Source organism: Candidatus Palauibacter sp. (assembly GCF_965216145.1).
Taxonomy (GTDB): domain Bacteria; phylum Gemmatimonadota; class Gemmatimonadetes; order Palauibacterales; family Palauibacteraceae; genus Palauibacter.
Window position 1 is genome coordinate 1,753,013 of record NZ_OZ244149.1, and the last position, 13,409, is coordinate 1,766,421.

A 13,409-nucleotide genomic window follows, 5' to 3' on the forward strand; every position below is an offset into this window, starting at 1 on the left:
CCAGTTGAGTCGTTCATGCGGGCGGAGGCCCTCGACTTCGTGACCGACGGGTAAGGAGCCGATCACGCGATGAGGATCTCGCCGGCCGAGAGCACTGGCTCGTCATCGATCCACACAGCCGGGGCGCGGGCCACGGCGTCGAAATGCGTCTTGGCGGAGACCGTGCCGCCGAGGTTGGCGGACGTGCCGATGCCGATGTGGACGGTGCCGTTCACGCCTTCGTCGTTGAGCATCTCGCCCGTGAACTCTGTGCAGGCCGGGTTCAGGCCGAAGGCGAACTGGGCCAGGTTGTAGACCCACGGGTCGTCCTGTCGGGCCAGCAGGTCGGCGAGGAATGTGGCCTGGTCGCCACCCTCGATGTCGGTGACGAAGCCCTGGGTGATCCGGAAGGTCACCGGTTCACGTATAGGGCCCACTCCGTAGTAGGGGATGCTCCCGTCGCAGACGAACACGCCCTCGGCGGTGCCCTGCGCGGGGGCGCAGTTGGCTTCGATGTTGGGGACCGCTGAGAAGCCGGAGCCGTCCAGTAGACAGGCGTGGCTGTTCCCGGTCACGCCTCGCAGGCTCATGGCGAGGTCGGTGCCGGCTGGGTTGGTCACCCGCAGGCGTTCGCCAGCGGTAAGCCTCGCCGCGAGGGCCTGACATAGCGGTCTCCGCGCCCGGAAGTCCGTGAACAGCCCACCTTCGCGCATCATCCGCTCGGTGAACGCGGTCATCGAGAGAACTCGGGCCCCCGCGCCGATGGCCTCGCGGACGGCGCGGGTGTGCGCCATGGCGAGCGTGACAGGCAGGAAGACGACATCGGCGGCGGAGATTGCCGCGGCCACGGCTGGTCCCGGCTCCTCGTTGTCGATCGACCGTTCGGGCGGCATCACGATGCTGGAGACGGCTCCGACTTCGAGCGCCGCATCGGCGACGGCCCGGGCGATGGCCATTCGCTCGGAGTCCGTGACGATGACCACGTTCTCGGACGCCCGAACGTTGGCGCACGTCCGCACGAGGATCTCCGCTCCCTTTCTCATGCGAGAGCTTGTCTCATACCAGCACATGCCTGTCTCGCTGCACGATGCGGCCGTCTACGGCGATCGTCGGCTCCCACATGAGCAGATCGTAGTGGGTCGGCGCCACGATTTCGCCTCCGAGAGTGTGGCTGGTGCCGATACCGATATGGATCGTGCCCATGACACCCTCGTCCTCGAGCATCTCTCCGGTGAGGCGGGCGTTCGGGTTCAGGCCGACGCCCAGCTCCGCGACGTTGAAGCAGTGTGGGTCCCCGAAGGACTCCAGGTGCTCCCGGAGGAAGTCGGCCTGTGCCCCGCCGGTCATCTCGGCGATAAGGCCATCGCGCACCCCGCAGACGATTGGCTCTTCCAGCAGGCCGATGCCGAGGTAGGGGACCGAGGCATCGGCGATGAGCGTGCCCTCGGCCGAGCCGGTCACCGGCACCACGTTGACCTCGATGTCGGGGACCGGCGCCAGTTCTCCGGGCTCCGGGATGTTCGTCAGGACGTTGGCGACGCGGCCCTCGATCCCGAAGCGGAGATCGGTGCCGCGCGGGGAGGTGAGCCGTACGGACTCCCCCTCCGTGAACGCCGCGCCGAGGCGGCGACAGATGTTGGCCTGCGCCTCGAAGTCGGTCTCGAGCAGCGCGCGGCTGGTCATGATCGCGTCGGTGTAGGCCGTCATCATGCACACGCGCGCCCCCGCTTCGAGGGCCGCTCGCATCGCCCGCGTGTGTGTGATCGAGATTCGTACCGGCGAGAAGATCACGGCCGCCTCGGCCATGGCCCGCGCGACGGGCGGGGGCGGCTCCTGTCCGTCCTGGTCCCGAATCGGAATGATGCAGACGGTGACCGCGGCTCCGGCCTCGCGGGCGGCCGCCGCGACCGCCTCCGCGTACCGCCGCATCGTCGGGTCAGTCACGACGACCACCGCCTCACCCGGCTGGACGCGCCCGTTTACGTGTACCAGCCGGCGGGCGCCCGGCGACAGGTCCACCCTCGACCCGGCCTCGGTTCCGTCAGCCACGGTCCCTCGCGAAGAACTGGTCGAAACGGCCGTCGAAGATGATCGCCGTGTAGCCGTCCCCGGTGGTGTTGGTCGCCGTGCGCAGCATGTCCGGGAGGCCGCCGGAGAGCGCGATCCAACTCGCGATGAACTCGCCCTGCGCCTGTCCCTCGAGCCCCAGGATGCTCGCGAACAGCGTCGCGCTCCACAGCGCGGTCCCCATCCCGGCCGGCAGCCCCGGTGCCGCGATCGTGAACAGGACGACGGCCGGCCACGCGGCGAGCATCATCATCCAGCTGAGCTCCAGGCCGAAGACGTAACTCACGACGAAGGGCCCGTACGCGAGGTAGGCCAGGGCGCTCGCGTCGAGGTTCACGACCGCGCCGAACGGGAGGACGAAGTCGGCCACCTCGTCGCGCACGCCGACCTTCTTCGCGTTCGCGAGATTGACGGGAAGCGTCGCCAGCGACGAGCAGGTGCCCGCGGCGAAGACGGCGGTCGGCACGTAGTAGCCTCTCAGGACGGGCCCCACCGGCCGGCGTCCGACCCTGCGCACGAGCACGAACGTGTAGAACGCCCACCAGACGAGGACGAGCCCGGCCGTGTAGGCGGTCATGGTCAGGTAGTGCGAGAGACCCAGACTCGCGCCGAAGCGTACGCCCAGGGTGACTCCGAAGGCGAGGATGAGCGGCAGCATGACGTACGCCAGCCGCCCGCCCGCCCGCTCGATGGCGTCGGCGACTCTTCTGAGCGCCCGGTAGGTGGGATCGTGGCGGGCGCCGAAGAATCCCAGCAGGACGCCAGCGAGGATCGCCAGCAGCGGCCACGAAGCCCCGCCCTCTCCCAGACTCCGGAGCATCGCGGCGGCCTCGGTCCAGACGCCCCGATCCGCTGTGGTCAGAGGGATGCGGAAGATCGCGGCGGACGTCACGAGGGCGATAAGCCCGGCGACGGTCGAGGTGAAGACGTACCAGAGGACGACTGCGCCGGCGAAGCGCCCGGCGAGTCCTCGCCGCACCAGCGTGGCGATGGCTGGGCTGAGGGCCGCGAGGATCAGCACCGGCACGACCGCGACGACCCAGGCAATGAGCGTCGACGTAGCATCCGCTACGGGCGAGAGCGCGTCGGGAAAGAGACCGCCGCCGGCCAGACCCGCCACCAGAGCCAGAAGCGTCCACACATACGTGGGAATCCTGCGCATCGGAGGCAGTCGCTGCTCCTCTCGATTCTCGTTGATGCTCGCGTTTGATACCGGCATGACGGTCAAGCATGAGACTTACCCGGCGGCTGACCCTCGTCCAGCGTGAAAACAGCCGCGCGCGCGCGACGGCTCGTGGACCAATCCGCTGCTGATCCGGAGTGACTTAGCTAAGCTTAGGCTAGCTAGACCGTTGAAGTGAGGAAAGGCAATCCCATGAAGGTCAACATGCACGAAGCGAAGTCACAGCTGTCCCGCCTGGCCAAGCTGGCCCGAGAAGGGGAAGAGGTGGTGATCTGCAACTCGGGACAACCGTGGGTGCGCCTGACGCCCTACCAGGAACCCGTCGAACCTCGACAGCCGGGAGGTCTCGAGGGTCAGATCGTGATCGCTCCGGACTTTGACGACGACGACGAAGAGATCACTGCCGCGTTCGAAAACTCCAGGATTTTCCCGGGCGCTGACTGACAATGCGGCTGCTGCTGGACACGCACACGTTCCTCTGGTGGGTGTCCGACTTTCATCATATCGCCGAGTCGGCACGGCAGGCCATCGCGGACCCGGGCAACGCAGTGTTCGTGAGCGCGGTCTCGGGTTGGGAAATCGCGATCAAGAAGGCCAAGGGGCGACTTGTCGCACCGGATAACCTGGCGGCCATGGTGGAGGAAAAACGGTTCGCGCACCTGCCACTGACGTTCGATCACGCGGAGCGAGCCGCAACCCTGCCGCCGCACCACCGCGACCCGTTCGACAGAATGCTCATCTCTCAAGCCCAGGCTGAAGGGCTCATCCTGGTCACACGCGATTCGCGCATTACGCTCTACGACGTGCCCACGCTGCGGGCTTGACCAACGTCACCTGTGAAGGGGGTCACGTGCAGCGAGCCACAATCGCTGCGATCGCGGCGTCGATCCCGCTCCTGTCGGACGGGCACGATCGGCGCCAGGGCCAGCGCGCCCGCCGACCGTCGGAGGAAGCTGCGTCGACTGGTGCTCATCGTGTGGACATAGCGCGTGCGGGTCTACACAAGGTTCTCCACAACCGACCACACACCCACCAGTAGGCCGCTACACGTCACCAGCCCCAACACGCCGACTCTGTACCAACGCGGGCTGCCACTCCGCAGCTCCCCAGCCATCCGCACCATCGCGATAGTCGAGAGCACGATAAACGCGATTCCGAATGCCATCCGCCGTCTCCTTTTTCCGTCCAGCAGACCCGTTCGCCGGCGTTCACCCTCGAGCCGCAGGCGCATGATTCACTCGACTTCAAGTTCATCCACGGTACTACATCAGCCTCACCGCCGAGACCCCACCTCACCCCGGTCCTACTCCGTCGAGTCGTCGTCGCTGAGGATGAGCCAGCGCAGCTTTTCGTCGCTGACGGCCTTGCGCAGGGGGGCGGCGGCCCGGTAGAAGGCGAGGCCGAGGGCGGCCCAGACGCCGAGCACCATCCACTCCGGGGGGATCCGGCCCGCGGCGCGGAACGGCTCCCAGGTGGCGACCCCCGCCAGCGCGAGCGCGAGCGCGGCGCTCAGGTACAGGAACGCACGGCCTCCGGGCACGCGGTAGGGCCGCGGGTGATCGGGTTTCGTCTTCCGGAGCCGGATGACGCCGAGCACGACCACCAGAAAGACGAGCGCCGCCGAGATCGATCCGGCACCCACGATGACCAGGATCGCGTTCCGCCCGAAGAGGGTGCCGACGGCGCCCATGACGGCGACGAAGAGGACGGCCGCGGACGGTGAACCGTACCGATCGTGCACCTTCGCGAGACGGTGCGGGATCATGTGGGCGCGCGCCATCGCGAAGATGATCCGCGTGCCGGCAAAGAAGAGCGCGTTCCACGTCGTGATCAGTCCGCACAGCCCGGCGAACAGCACGATCCGGCCGAGCAGGGGAGAGTCGAAGGCGGCCTCGATCGCCGCGGCGGCCGGAAGTTCGGACGCGAGCAGCTCCGGGCGCGACATGCTCATCGCCGTCGCGAGGATCACGAGACAGTAGAAGATGAGCGCGAACACGATCGAGGCGCCGATGACGCGCGGCAGGAGCCGCAGCTTGGCGCCCTCCTCCACCTCCTCCATCGCCTGGGGGATGGTGTCGAAGCCCGCGTACCAGAACGCGGCCGTGGCGAGCACGACGGCCACTCCGGCCAGGGCGGCGCTCGGTGTCTCCCCCGTGAACATCGGCTCGAGGTTGGCGACGCTGCCTCCCGCCAGGCCCGCGACGACGAAGATCGCCGTCAGGATGATGAGCCCGGCCGTCATCACGTCCTGGAACCACGCGGCCGTCTTCCCGCCCCGATAGTTGATGATCGTGATGGCGGCCATCACCGCGAGTCCGAGGGCGAGGCTCCACAGCCTCACCTCCTGGCCGAGCAGGGTGTAGATGACGGGGCCGCCGAAATCCGGGATGAGCGCGGAGACCAACCACTCGACCGAGATCGCCTCGTAGGAGGTGGTGAAGATGTAGATGAAACCGAGGAACCACGCGGCGGCGAAGCTCCAGCGGGCGCCCCACGCCTCGAACACGTACGCGACTTCGCCGCCCGTGACCGGGTACGCGGCCGCCATCTCCGCGTAGCAGAGGCCGATCGCGAGCATGACGAGGCCGCCGATCGTGAACGCGATGATCGCCCCGACCGCGCCGGCCCCGCTCAGCCACGCGCCCATGACGATGATCCAGCCGACGCCGATGATCGTGCCGAAGGCGAGCGAGAAGAGGGACCGGAGCCGGATCCCCCTCCCGAGTTTCTCCCGTCCGCGCTCTGAAGCCGAGGTCATGTCTCGCTCGTCTCTGGTCGGACCCATGTGTGCCCCGGTGCGGGTCGAGAGGCCTACACCCGGAAGATGGTGCGGTGTCTCACAGGCCGCCAAGCACCCGTCGGGCGCCGGTCTGGTAAACGCGACTCCCCCCCGGTGTGTCCCATTTACGTAATCACCGCTGCAGAACGCGGCGCCGGACGAGCAGTCGGCCGCGGACTCGGCACAGGGATCGACCACACGACATGAAGACTCGAAAACGTATCCGCTTTCTTATCCTGCCGGCCCTGCTGGTCGCCTGCTTCGGGTTCGTACCCCAGGCGGCGGCGGCGCAGGAGGGCCGGGTCCACTACCTGCGCTCCGTGCAGTTCGATTTTCACGTGCCTGAGCGTTGGGCCCAGATGCGCGACCGCATGCCGCCGCAGAGCACGACCGCCATGGTTCTCCTCTTCGACGGCTCCAGCTCCCTCATGAAGCGGTCGGCCGAGGAAGAGGAGGCGGGTCCAGGTCGCGCCGGCGCCCGCGCCACGGGCGGGGGGGACCGCCGGGCGCTCGGCATGATGATGCGGCTCCGGCAGCAGTCCGCCTCGCGGAGCGATCAGGAGAACCTGCGCGAGGCTTACGTGGACTTCGCGAGCGGTTCGGTCGCCGAGACCCGCGAGTTCATGGGCCGAACGTTCCTGATCATGGGCGAGCGGCCGACCTATCAGTGGAAGCTGGGAAGCGAGCAGCGCGAATTCCTCGGCTTCATGGTCCAGAAGGCGACGGCCGTCCACGAAGAGAGGGAGATCGAGGCCTGGTTCACGCCGCAGATCCCGGTCCAGGCCGGTCCGGGCGAGTTCGGCGGCCTCCCCGGCCTCATCCTCGTTCTCTCCGTCGACGCGGGACACACGCTCTACTCGGCGGTAGAGGTGGACCTCACAGAGCTGGGGGACGACAGCATCGCGCCGCCCGAGGATGGGGACATGGTCTCCCGCGAGGAGTACGAGCAGCTCGTCGCGGAGAGGATCGAGGAACTGCGGTCGCTGCGTGCGGCGGGTAACCGACGCCGTCCGTTCGATGGGCAGTTCCGATGAGGCGCGCCCGGGCGGTCCGGCTGAGGTCGGCGGCGAGGCTGGGCGTGCTCGCGGGGCTGGCGCTGTTGGCGGCCGCTCCCCGCCCCGCGCAGGCCCAGACCGAGTTCCGCGCGAACGGCGTCGTGGCCGACACCGCGGGCGCGGCGCTGAGCGGCGCCATGGTGGTGGCGCTGGCCCAGCCCGACTCCGTCCTGACGACGTTTACGACCACCAACGGCGAGGGCGTCTTCGTCCTCGGCAACCTCCTCCCCGGCGAGTACCTCCTGCAGGTCACCCTCATCGGCCACGCGACCATCCGGCAGGATCTCACGATCGCGGGCGAGCACGTGGACATCGGCACCATCCAGATGCAGGTGATGGCCGTCGAGATGGACCCGCTCGTCATCACCCTCGACCACGTCCCGTTCCTCAACCGGCGGGACACGCTCGGCTACAACGCGCTCGCCTTCCAGACGCGGCCCAACGCGACGGTGGAGGACCTTCTGCGGCAGTTGCCGGGGATCGAGGTCGAGACCGACGGAACGATCACGGCACAGGGCGAGGATGTGGAGAACGTCCTCGTGGACGGGAGGGAGTTCTTCGGGGGCGACCCCAAGGTCGCGACCCAGAACCTGCCCGCGGACGCCGTCGAACGGGTGCAGGTATATGACAAAGAGTCGGATATGGCCGAGTTCACGGGCATCGCCGACGGCGAAGAGGAACGCACGATCAACCTCGAGCTGAAGGAAGAAGCCCGGACGGGCTACTTCGGCCGCATGTCCGGCGGATTGGGTGCCGATGTTCAGGGCACCGCCGTGTCCCCCGGCTTCGGTGAATCCGTCGCCGCGCGGCTTCCGGCCCGGGGCGAGTCGGGCGCCTTCGGCAGCGGGATCCCCTACGCGGGCGCGCTGACCCTCAACCGGTTTACCCCCACCACGCAGCTGGGCCTCATCGGAAGCGGCAACAACGTGAACCAGGCCGGGTTCGGCTGGGGAAACGTGATCTCCTCCGCCGGCGGCGGTCGCGGCGGCGGCGGGGACTTCGGGGGCGGAGGCGACGACGGCCTCACCGAGACCGTCGCCCTGGGACTGAACGCCAGCCACGACTTCGGCACCGACAACTGGGTGCGGACGAGCTATTTCCTCAGTACGCTCGACAACTTCCAGAACGAGACCCGCCGGCAGGAGCAGCTTCTCGGTACCGACGCCTCCTCGCTGGTGGATCGCGCCACCCGCACCCAGACGGACAACGCCTCGCACCGGGTGAACCTCAACTCCCAGCTCACCTTCTCGGAGGGGCACGACCTCCGGCTCCGGGGCAACTTCAACGCGCGCAACTCGCTGCTCGACCGGGTCGATTTCCAGGACACGCGCTCGGGGGCCGGGCAGTTTCTCACCACGGCCGCCACCGACTACGACGTGGACTCGAACAGTCTCGGCGGCGATGCGCGGCTCACGTGGCGAAAGCGCCTCAACGACAACGGGCGGAGCCTCGTGGCCGAAGCGCGGGTCAACCTCAGCGATTCGGACAGCTTCACGGACCTCACGTCGACGATCGAGGGGGATCCGGGGAACCCGCGCGCCCAGCGGGGGGACCTCTTCCAGGAACAGACGAATATCGGCCAGACGCTGACCCACTCCCTCCGGCTCTCCATGACCCAGCCGGTGGGGCGCGGTGTGATGGAGGTCTACGGCGAGCGGAGCGCGACGGACGAGAACGAAGACCAGTCCGTGTTCGACATCTTCGCCGACGGGCGGACCCGGAACGCCCTCCTGAGTTCGGGCTTCGAGCGGACGTACAGCTATCTGCGGGGCGGCTTCCGCTTCAACCGCACGAGCGACGCCGGGCGTCTGGTGCTCGGCCTGCGGGTTCAGGGTTCGAACCTGAACGGGACGATCGTCGATCGCGACGAAGAGATCGCCAACGGGTACACCCACGTCCTCCCCAACGCGGAGTACCGGCTCCAGCTCACGGACACGCGGACGCTCAACTTCCGGTACACGACGTCCACGCGCGAACCGCGCATGACGGATCTCCAGCCGTTCGTCGACAACCGCGACCCGCTGCGGATCCGGATGGGGAATCCGGACCTCGAGCCGGAGTACACGCACCGCCTGCGCACCGAATATCGGTTCTTCGACACCTTCAGCTTCGTCAACCTGTTCACCTTCGCCAACGTCAGCTTCACCGGGAACGACATCTCGCAGTCGCGCATGGTGACGCCGCGGGGCGTCCAGACCATCGCGCCGGTGAACCTGGGCAACGCGTGGTCGGCCTCCGGCGGCGCGAACTTCGGCACCCCGCTGCGCTTCATGGGTGGGCAGGTGGACCTGAACTACAGGCTCTCGTACTCCAGTTCGACGGAGTTCGTGAACCAGGCGGAGAACCGGAACCAGACGCTGTCGCACACGGTCGGGGTCGAACTCGAGAACCGCGCCAAGGAGGACTTCGACATCCGCGGCGGGGCCAAGCTCTCCTTCAGCGACGTGAAGTATTCGTTGAACGAGGAGTTGAACGAGGGCTACCTCAACAGCACCCTGTACGCGCGCGGCGACGTCTATCTCGGCCCCTGGACGCTGGGTACGGAGTTCACCTGGAGCCTCTACGACCAGGACCTGTTCGGCCCGGGACGGAACGTCGCCCTGTGGGAGGCGTCGCTCCGGCGCCTTATCTTCAACGACCGGGCCGAGATCCGGCTCGTCGCGTTCGACGTGCTAGGGCAGAACCAGGGCGTGACGTACACGAACTCGCCCGGCTTCATCCAGGAGCGCCGCGTGGAGTCGCTCACCCAGTACCTGATGCTGAACTTCACCTGGTATCTGGGCAGTCGGTCGATGGCCGGGGGCGGTGGCGGGCGTCGCGGCGGCGGCCGGTTCCGGGGGTAGCGGCCAGCGAAGGATCGTATGACCATACCGACGGCGGGCCGGGTCGTGTCGCTCGACGCGTTCCGCGGATTGACCATCGCGGCGATGATCCTCGTCAACAACCCCGGCAGCTGGGCCTACGTCTACGCGCCCCTCGCCCACGCCGAATGGCACGGGTGGACGCCCACCGATCTCATCTTCCCCTACTTCCTCTTCATCGTCGGGGTTGCGATCCCCTTCTCCTTCTCGCGCAGGCTCGGGGAGGGGGCCAGCCGAGGCACGCTCTTCCGGCGCGTGGTTCGGCGGTCTCTCGTCCTGATCGGGCTGGGGCTCGCGATGCGGGCGATCCCGGACTTCGACTTCGCGGACATGCGCCTGTACGGCGTCTTACAGCGGATCGGACTCGTCTACTGTGCGGCGGCGGCCCTCTACCTGTGGGGGTCGGCGCGCACCCGGGCGGCGTGGACCGCGGGGCTGCTCCTCGGCTACTGGGCTCTGATGACCCTTGTCCCAGTCCCGGGGTCTGTTGCCGGAGATCTGACTCCCGACGGGAACCTGGCCGCGTGGCTCGACCGTCTCGTCATGGACGACCGTCTGTGGCAGGGGATGTGGGACCCGGAGGGAATCCTCTCCACGCTGCCGGCCGTCGGGACGTGCCTGCTGGGGACCTTCTGCGGCGAGTGGCTGCGGTCGGGTCGCTCCGGGGGCGAGATCTCACACCGGATGTGGGTCTGGGGCGCGGGGCTGGTGGTCGCGGGCCTCGTGTGGGACGTGGTCTTCCCGATCAACAAGAACCTGTGGACGAGTTCCTACGTCCTCTTCACGGCGGGGACGGCGCTCCTCCTGTTCGGCGCCATGTACTGGATGATCGACGTGAGGCGGCTGCGGGGCGCGTGGGTGACGCCGCTCGTCGTGTACGGGATGAACTCGATCGCGGTCTTCGTCGCCTCGGGGATGTTCGCGAAGACTCTGACCCGCATCTCGGTTGGAGGAGAGGAAACCATACCCTTGAGCGCCTGGCTCTACGAGAACGCGTTCAGGTCGTGGGCGGGCGACTACGGCGGATCGCTCGCCTTCGCGCTGGCGCAGGTGGGCTTCTGGCTGGTCCTGATGTGGATCCTCCACCGGCGCGGCATCCACATCAAGATCTGACCTGCCCCGGGGACGACCGCTCGGCCCACCACGAGGCGGCAAGCGTCCCCGCCCCGAAGACGGCGAAGGCGGCGATCTGGGCGTACATGGTCCCGTCGAAACGTTGGCCCACGAGCGTACCGAGCGGCACCGCGATGAACGTGGAGAGCGATGCGACGACCGCGGCTCCCACGCCGGCGATGTGGCCGAGGGGCTCCATCGCGAGCGCATTGAGATTCCCGAACAGGAGACCGATGCAGAAGAAGGCGGCGAGCAGGTAGGCCATGAGAAGCCAGAATGGAGGCAGCCCTTCAAACGCGAGGGCCAGCGTCCACATGGCGGCCGAGACCAGTGTGATGGTCACCGTCGCCGTCCTCGAGAGCCGGCGCATCCCATGCTTCATCACAAGGCGACCGTTCACGAGCGAGGCGCACCCGGTGGCGAGGGCGAGCACTCCGAACCAGAGCGGAAAGAGCGCGCCGGTTCGATACGTATCCTGGAAGATCTGCTGGGCCGAACTCAGGTAGGCGAGGAACGGCGCGAACACGCATCCGGCGGCGATGGTGTAGCCGAGTGCGGCCCGGGTTCTCAGGACTTCCAGGGCGGCCCCGCCGATGTGCCGCGGGGAGAGGGGTCGGCGGCGGGCGGTGGGCAGGGTCTCCGGCTGGCGAAGCGAAAACCACGCCAACGCGATCGCGGCGACGACGAAGATGGTGGCGAATATCGCGCGCCAGCCTCCGAGCCACAGGATCCCCTGGCCGAGGGCCGGAGCGATCGTGGGAACGAGGATGAACACGGCCATCGCGAATGACATGAGGCGGGCCATTCGGCGGCCTTCGTACTGATCGCGCACCATGGCGATGGTCACGATGCGTGGCGCCGCGACCCCGATGCCCTGCACGACACGGCCCGCGACCATCACCTCGAAGGTGGGTGCGAAGAGGCTCACGAGGCATCCGGCCATGAACAGGCCGAGGCCGGCATGTATGGCAGCCCGGCGCCCGATGCGGTCGGAGAGCGGGCCGAAGAGAATCTGGCCGAGCCCAAGCCCCAGGAACAACGCCGTGATGACGAACTGGGTGTCATTCCGGCGCAGTACCCCGAGGTCGCGGCCGATCGCAGGCAGCCCCGGCAGCATCGCGTCGATCGAGAGCGCGACGAGCGACATCAACAGGGCGACGAGGGCAACGAACTCGCCGGAACGAAGGGCTGGCCCGGTCGCCGCCCGGCTCATCCTCATTGCGATCCTGCTTTGCGGCGGCAAAGATCTGGTCCATCCAGGATTTCGACGCGATCCCACCGCGCAGTACACCGGGACGGGCTGACCAGGGAAGGTACCGCATGACGCAAAGGATGTCGGGTTTTCTCAGAGGGGCCATCGACGACGGCGACGTTGCCTCCGCCATTCGGGAATACGAAGACCGGTACGGAGGCCAGGACCCGGAGGCACAGGAACGACGCAAGAGCGAATACCGGAACTTCGCCAAGCTCTATTTCGACCTCGTGACCGACTTCTACGAATACGGCTGGGACAGGTCCTTTCACTTCGCGCCGCGCGCCCGGAACGAGGGTTTTGCGGCCTCGCTCGCCCGCCACGAGCACCGTCTCGCCTACAAGATCGGCCTCGGCCCGGGAATGGTGGCCCTGGATCTGGGCTGCGGGATCGGGGGTCCGCTGCGCCGGATGGTGCGGTTCTCCGGGGCCCGAATCGTGGGCGTGAGCATCAGCGGATACCAGATTGCGCGAGCCCGCACGCTGACCGAAGCAGCCGACCTGGGTCCCCTGGCGGATTACGTCGAGTGCGATTTCATGGAGATGGATTTCCCGGACGAATCGTTCGACGCCGCCTTCGCCATCGAGACAACCTGCTGCGCGCCGGACAAGTTCGCCGCCTTCGGCGAAACCTTCCGCGTCCTCAAGCCCGGGGCCCGTCTCGGGGTGTACGAGTACTGCCTCACGGACCGCTTCGACCCACAGGACCCCGAACATCTGCGCCTTAAGGCCGATCTCGAACTGGGTGGCGGCCTGCCGGACATCGCGTATCCGCACGAGGTCGATCACGCGCTCCGAGAGGCCGGGTTCGAATTGCTGGAAGCGAAGGACGTGGCCGTAGAGGATCCTTCGTGTATCCCCTGGTACGAGCCGTTGAGCGGGTCGGGCCTCTCGCTGGCGAACTTCCGCAGTTCCCGGGCCGGGCGCGTCGTGACCCACTGCCTCGTCTGGACGCTCGAGAGGCTCGGAATCATCCCGCGCGGCGCCCTCCGGGTTTCCGGGCTCCTGAACATGGCGGCAGCAGCGTTCGCCAGGGCCGGCCAACTCGGGATCTTCACACCCATGTACTTCGTGCTCGCCCGGAAGCCGGACTCGTCACCTATGCGCGGAGGTTCGTAGCC

The 13,409-nt window shown here is 67.7% G+C and carries 11 protein-coding genes; 6 read left to right on the top strand and 5 right to left on the bottom strand.

The annotated features are described in order from the left end of the window. Positions 1-62: 62 nt before the first annotated feature. Genes ACOOHF_RS07705 through ACOOHF_RS07715 form a run of 3 tightly spaced genes read right to left on the bottom strand, consistent with a single transcriptional unit; the run spans position 63 to position 3,208 of the window. Positions 63-1,022, bottom strand: coding sequence for an aminopeptidase (locus ACOOHF_RS07705; protein ID WP_420464052.1), 960 nt, complete (start codon positions 1,020-1,022; stop codon positions 63-65). A gap of 13 nt (positions 1,023-1,035) precedes the next feature. Beyond that, positions 1,036-2,028, bottom strand: coding sequence for an aminopeptidase (locus tag ACOOHF_RS07710; protein WP_420464053.1), 993 nt, complete (start codon positions 2,026-2,028; stop codon positions 1,036-1,038). Next, the gene (locus ACOOHF_RS07715; RefSeq protein WP_420464054.1) at positions 2,021-3,208 is read right to left on the bottom strand and encodes a cation:dicarboxylate symporter family transporter; all 1,188 of its coding nucleotides are present in this window, start codon (positions 3,206-3,208) and stop codon (positions 2,021-2,023) included. The genes ACOOHF_RS07710 and ACOOHF_RS07715 overlap by 8 nt, the downstream gene beginning before the upstream one ends. 213 nt (positions 3,209-3,421) lie before the next feature. On the opposite strand from ACOOHF_RS07715, the gene ACOOHF_RS07720 reads away from it, so the two are divergent. After that, positions 3,422-3,673 carry a type II toxin-antitoxin system Phd/YefM family antitoxin gene (locus tag ACOOHF_RS07720; protein ID WP_420464055.1) on the top strand — a complete coding sequence of 84 codons (252 nt, stop codon included), beginning with the start codon at positions 3,422-3,424 and terminating at the stop codon, positions 3,671-3,673. A 2-nt stretch (positions 3,674-3,675) separates the two neighbouring features. After that, on the top strand, positions 3,676-4,053 hold the full coding sequence (locus tag ACOOHF_RS07725; protein ID WP_420464056.1) for a type II toxin-antitoxin system VapC family toxin: 378 nt from the start codon (positions 3,676-3,678) through the stop codon (positions 4,051-4,053). A gap of 479 nt (positions 4,054-4,532) precedes the next feature. On the opposite strand, the gene ACOOHF_RS07730 is transcribed toward ACOOHF_RS07725, so the two are convergent. Next, positions 4,533-5,987, bottom strand: a complete 1,455-nt coding sequence (locus tag ACOOHF_RS07730) for an APC family permease (protein ID WP_420464057.1) — start codon at positions 5,985-5,987, stop codon at positions 4,533-4,535. A 224-nt stretch (positions 5,988-6,211) separates the two neighbouring features. Here ACOOHF_RS07730 and ACOOHF_RS07735 point away from each other — a divergent pair, with 224 nt between their 5' ends. From ACOOHF_RS07735 to ACOOHF_RS07745, 3 genes are read left to right on the top strand one after another with little or no spacing between them, the layout of a single operon-like run. Continuing rightward, positions 6,212-7,042 carry a GLPGLI family protein gene (locus tag ACOOHF_RS07735; RefSeq protein WP_420464058.1) on the top strand — a complete coding sequence of 277 codons (831 nt, stop codon included), beginning with the start codon at positions 6,212-6,214 and terminating at the stop codon, positions 7,040-7,042. After that, positions 7,039-9,906, top strand: coding sequence for an outer membrane beta-barrel protein (locus tag ACOOHF_RS07740; protein WP_420464059.1), 2,868 nt, complete (start codon positions 7,039-7,041; stop codon positions 9,904-9,906). The genes ACOOHF_RS07735 and ACOOHF_RS07740 overlap by 4 nt, the downstream gene beginning before the upstream one ends. Positions 9,907-9,924: 18 nt before the next feature. After that, on the top strand, positions 9,925-11,037 hold the full coding sequence (locus ACOOHF_RS07745) for an acyltransferase family protein (RefSeq protein ID WP_420464060.1): 1,113 nt from the start codon (positions 9,925-9,927) through the stop codon (positions 11,035-11,037). Here ACOOHF_RS07745 and ACOOHF_RS07750 read toward each other — a convergent pair. Further along, complete coding sequence (locus tag ACOOHF_RS07750; RefSeq protein WP_420464061.1) at positions 11,027-12,256, bottom strand: multidrug effflux MFS transporter; 1,230 nt, start codon at positions 12,254-12,256, stop codon at positions 11,027-11,029. The genes ACOOHF_RS07745 and ACOOHF_RS07750 overlap by 11 nt on opposite strands. A 101-nt stretch (positions 12,257-12,357) precedes the next feature. Between ACOOHF_RS07750 and ACOOHF_RS07755 the strand changes: the two genes are divergently transcribed. Further along, entirely contained in the window at positions 12,358-13,407 is a 1,050-nt protein-coding gene (locus ACOOHF_RS07755; protein ID WP_420464062.1) for a methyltransferase domain-containing protein, read from the top strand. Positions 13,408-13,409: the final 2 nt, after the last annotated feature.

Excerpts from the sequence above, each read along its gene's own strand:
- ACOOHF_RS07705 (WP_420464052.1), bottom strand. The coding sequence starts at position 1,022 with ATGAGAAAGGGAGCGGAGATCCTCGTGCGGACGTGCGCCAACGTTCGG.
- ACOOHF_RS07715 (WP_420464054.1), bottom strand. The coding sequence starts at position 3,208 with ATGCGCAGGATTCCCACGTATGTGTGGACGCTTCTGGCTCTGGTGGCG.
- ACOOHF_RS07720 (WP_420464055.1), top strand. The coding sequence starts at position 3,422 with ATGAAGGTCAACATGCACGAAGCGAAGTCACAGCTGTCCCGCCTGGCC.
- ACOOHF_RS07725 (WP_420464056.1), top strand. The coding sequence starts at position 3,676 with ATGCGGCTGCTGCTGGACACGCACACGTTCCTCTGGTGGGTGTCCGAC.
- ACOOHF_RS07730 (WP_420464057.1), bottom strand. The coding sequence starts at position 5,987 with ATGACCTCGGCTTCAGAGCGCGGACGGGAGAAACTCGGGAGGGGGATC.
- ACOOHF_RS07735 (WP_420464058.1), top strand. The coding sequence starts at position 6,212 with ATGAAGACTCGAAAACGTATCCGCTTTCTTATCCTGCCGGCCCTGCTG.
- ACOOHF_RS07740 (WP_420464059.1), top strand. The coding sequence starts at position 7,039 with ATGAGGCGCGCCCGGGCGGTCCGGCTGAGGTCGGCGGCGAGGCTGGGC.
- ACOOHF_RS07745 (WP_420464060.1), top strand. The coding sequence starts at position 9,925 with ATGACCATACCGACGGCGGGCCGGGTCGTGTCGCTCGACGCGTTCCGC.
- ACOOHF_RS07750 (WP_420464061.1), bottom strand. The coding sequence starts at position 12,256 with ATGAGGATGAGCCGGGCGGCGACCGGGCCAGCCCTTCGTTCCGGCGAG.
- ACOOHF_RS07755 (WP_420464062.1), top strand. The coding sequence starts at position 12,358 with ATGACGCAAAGGATGTCGGGTTTTCTCAGAGGGGCCATCGACGACGGC.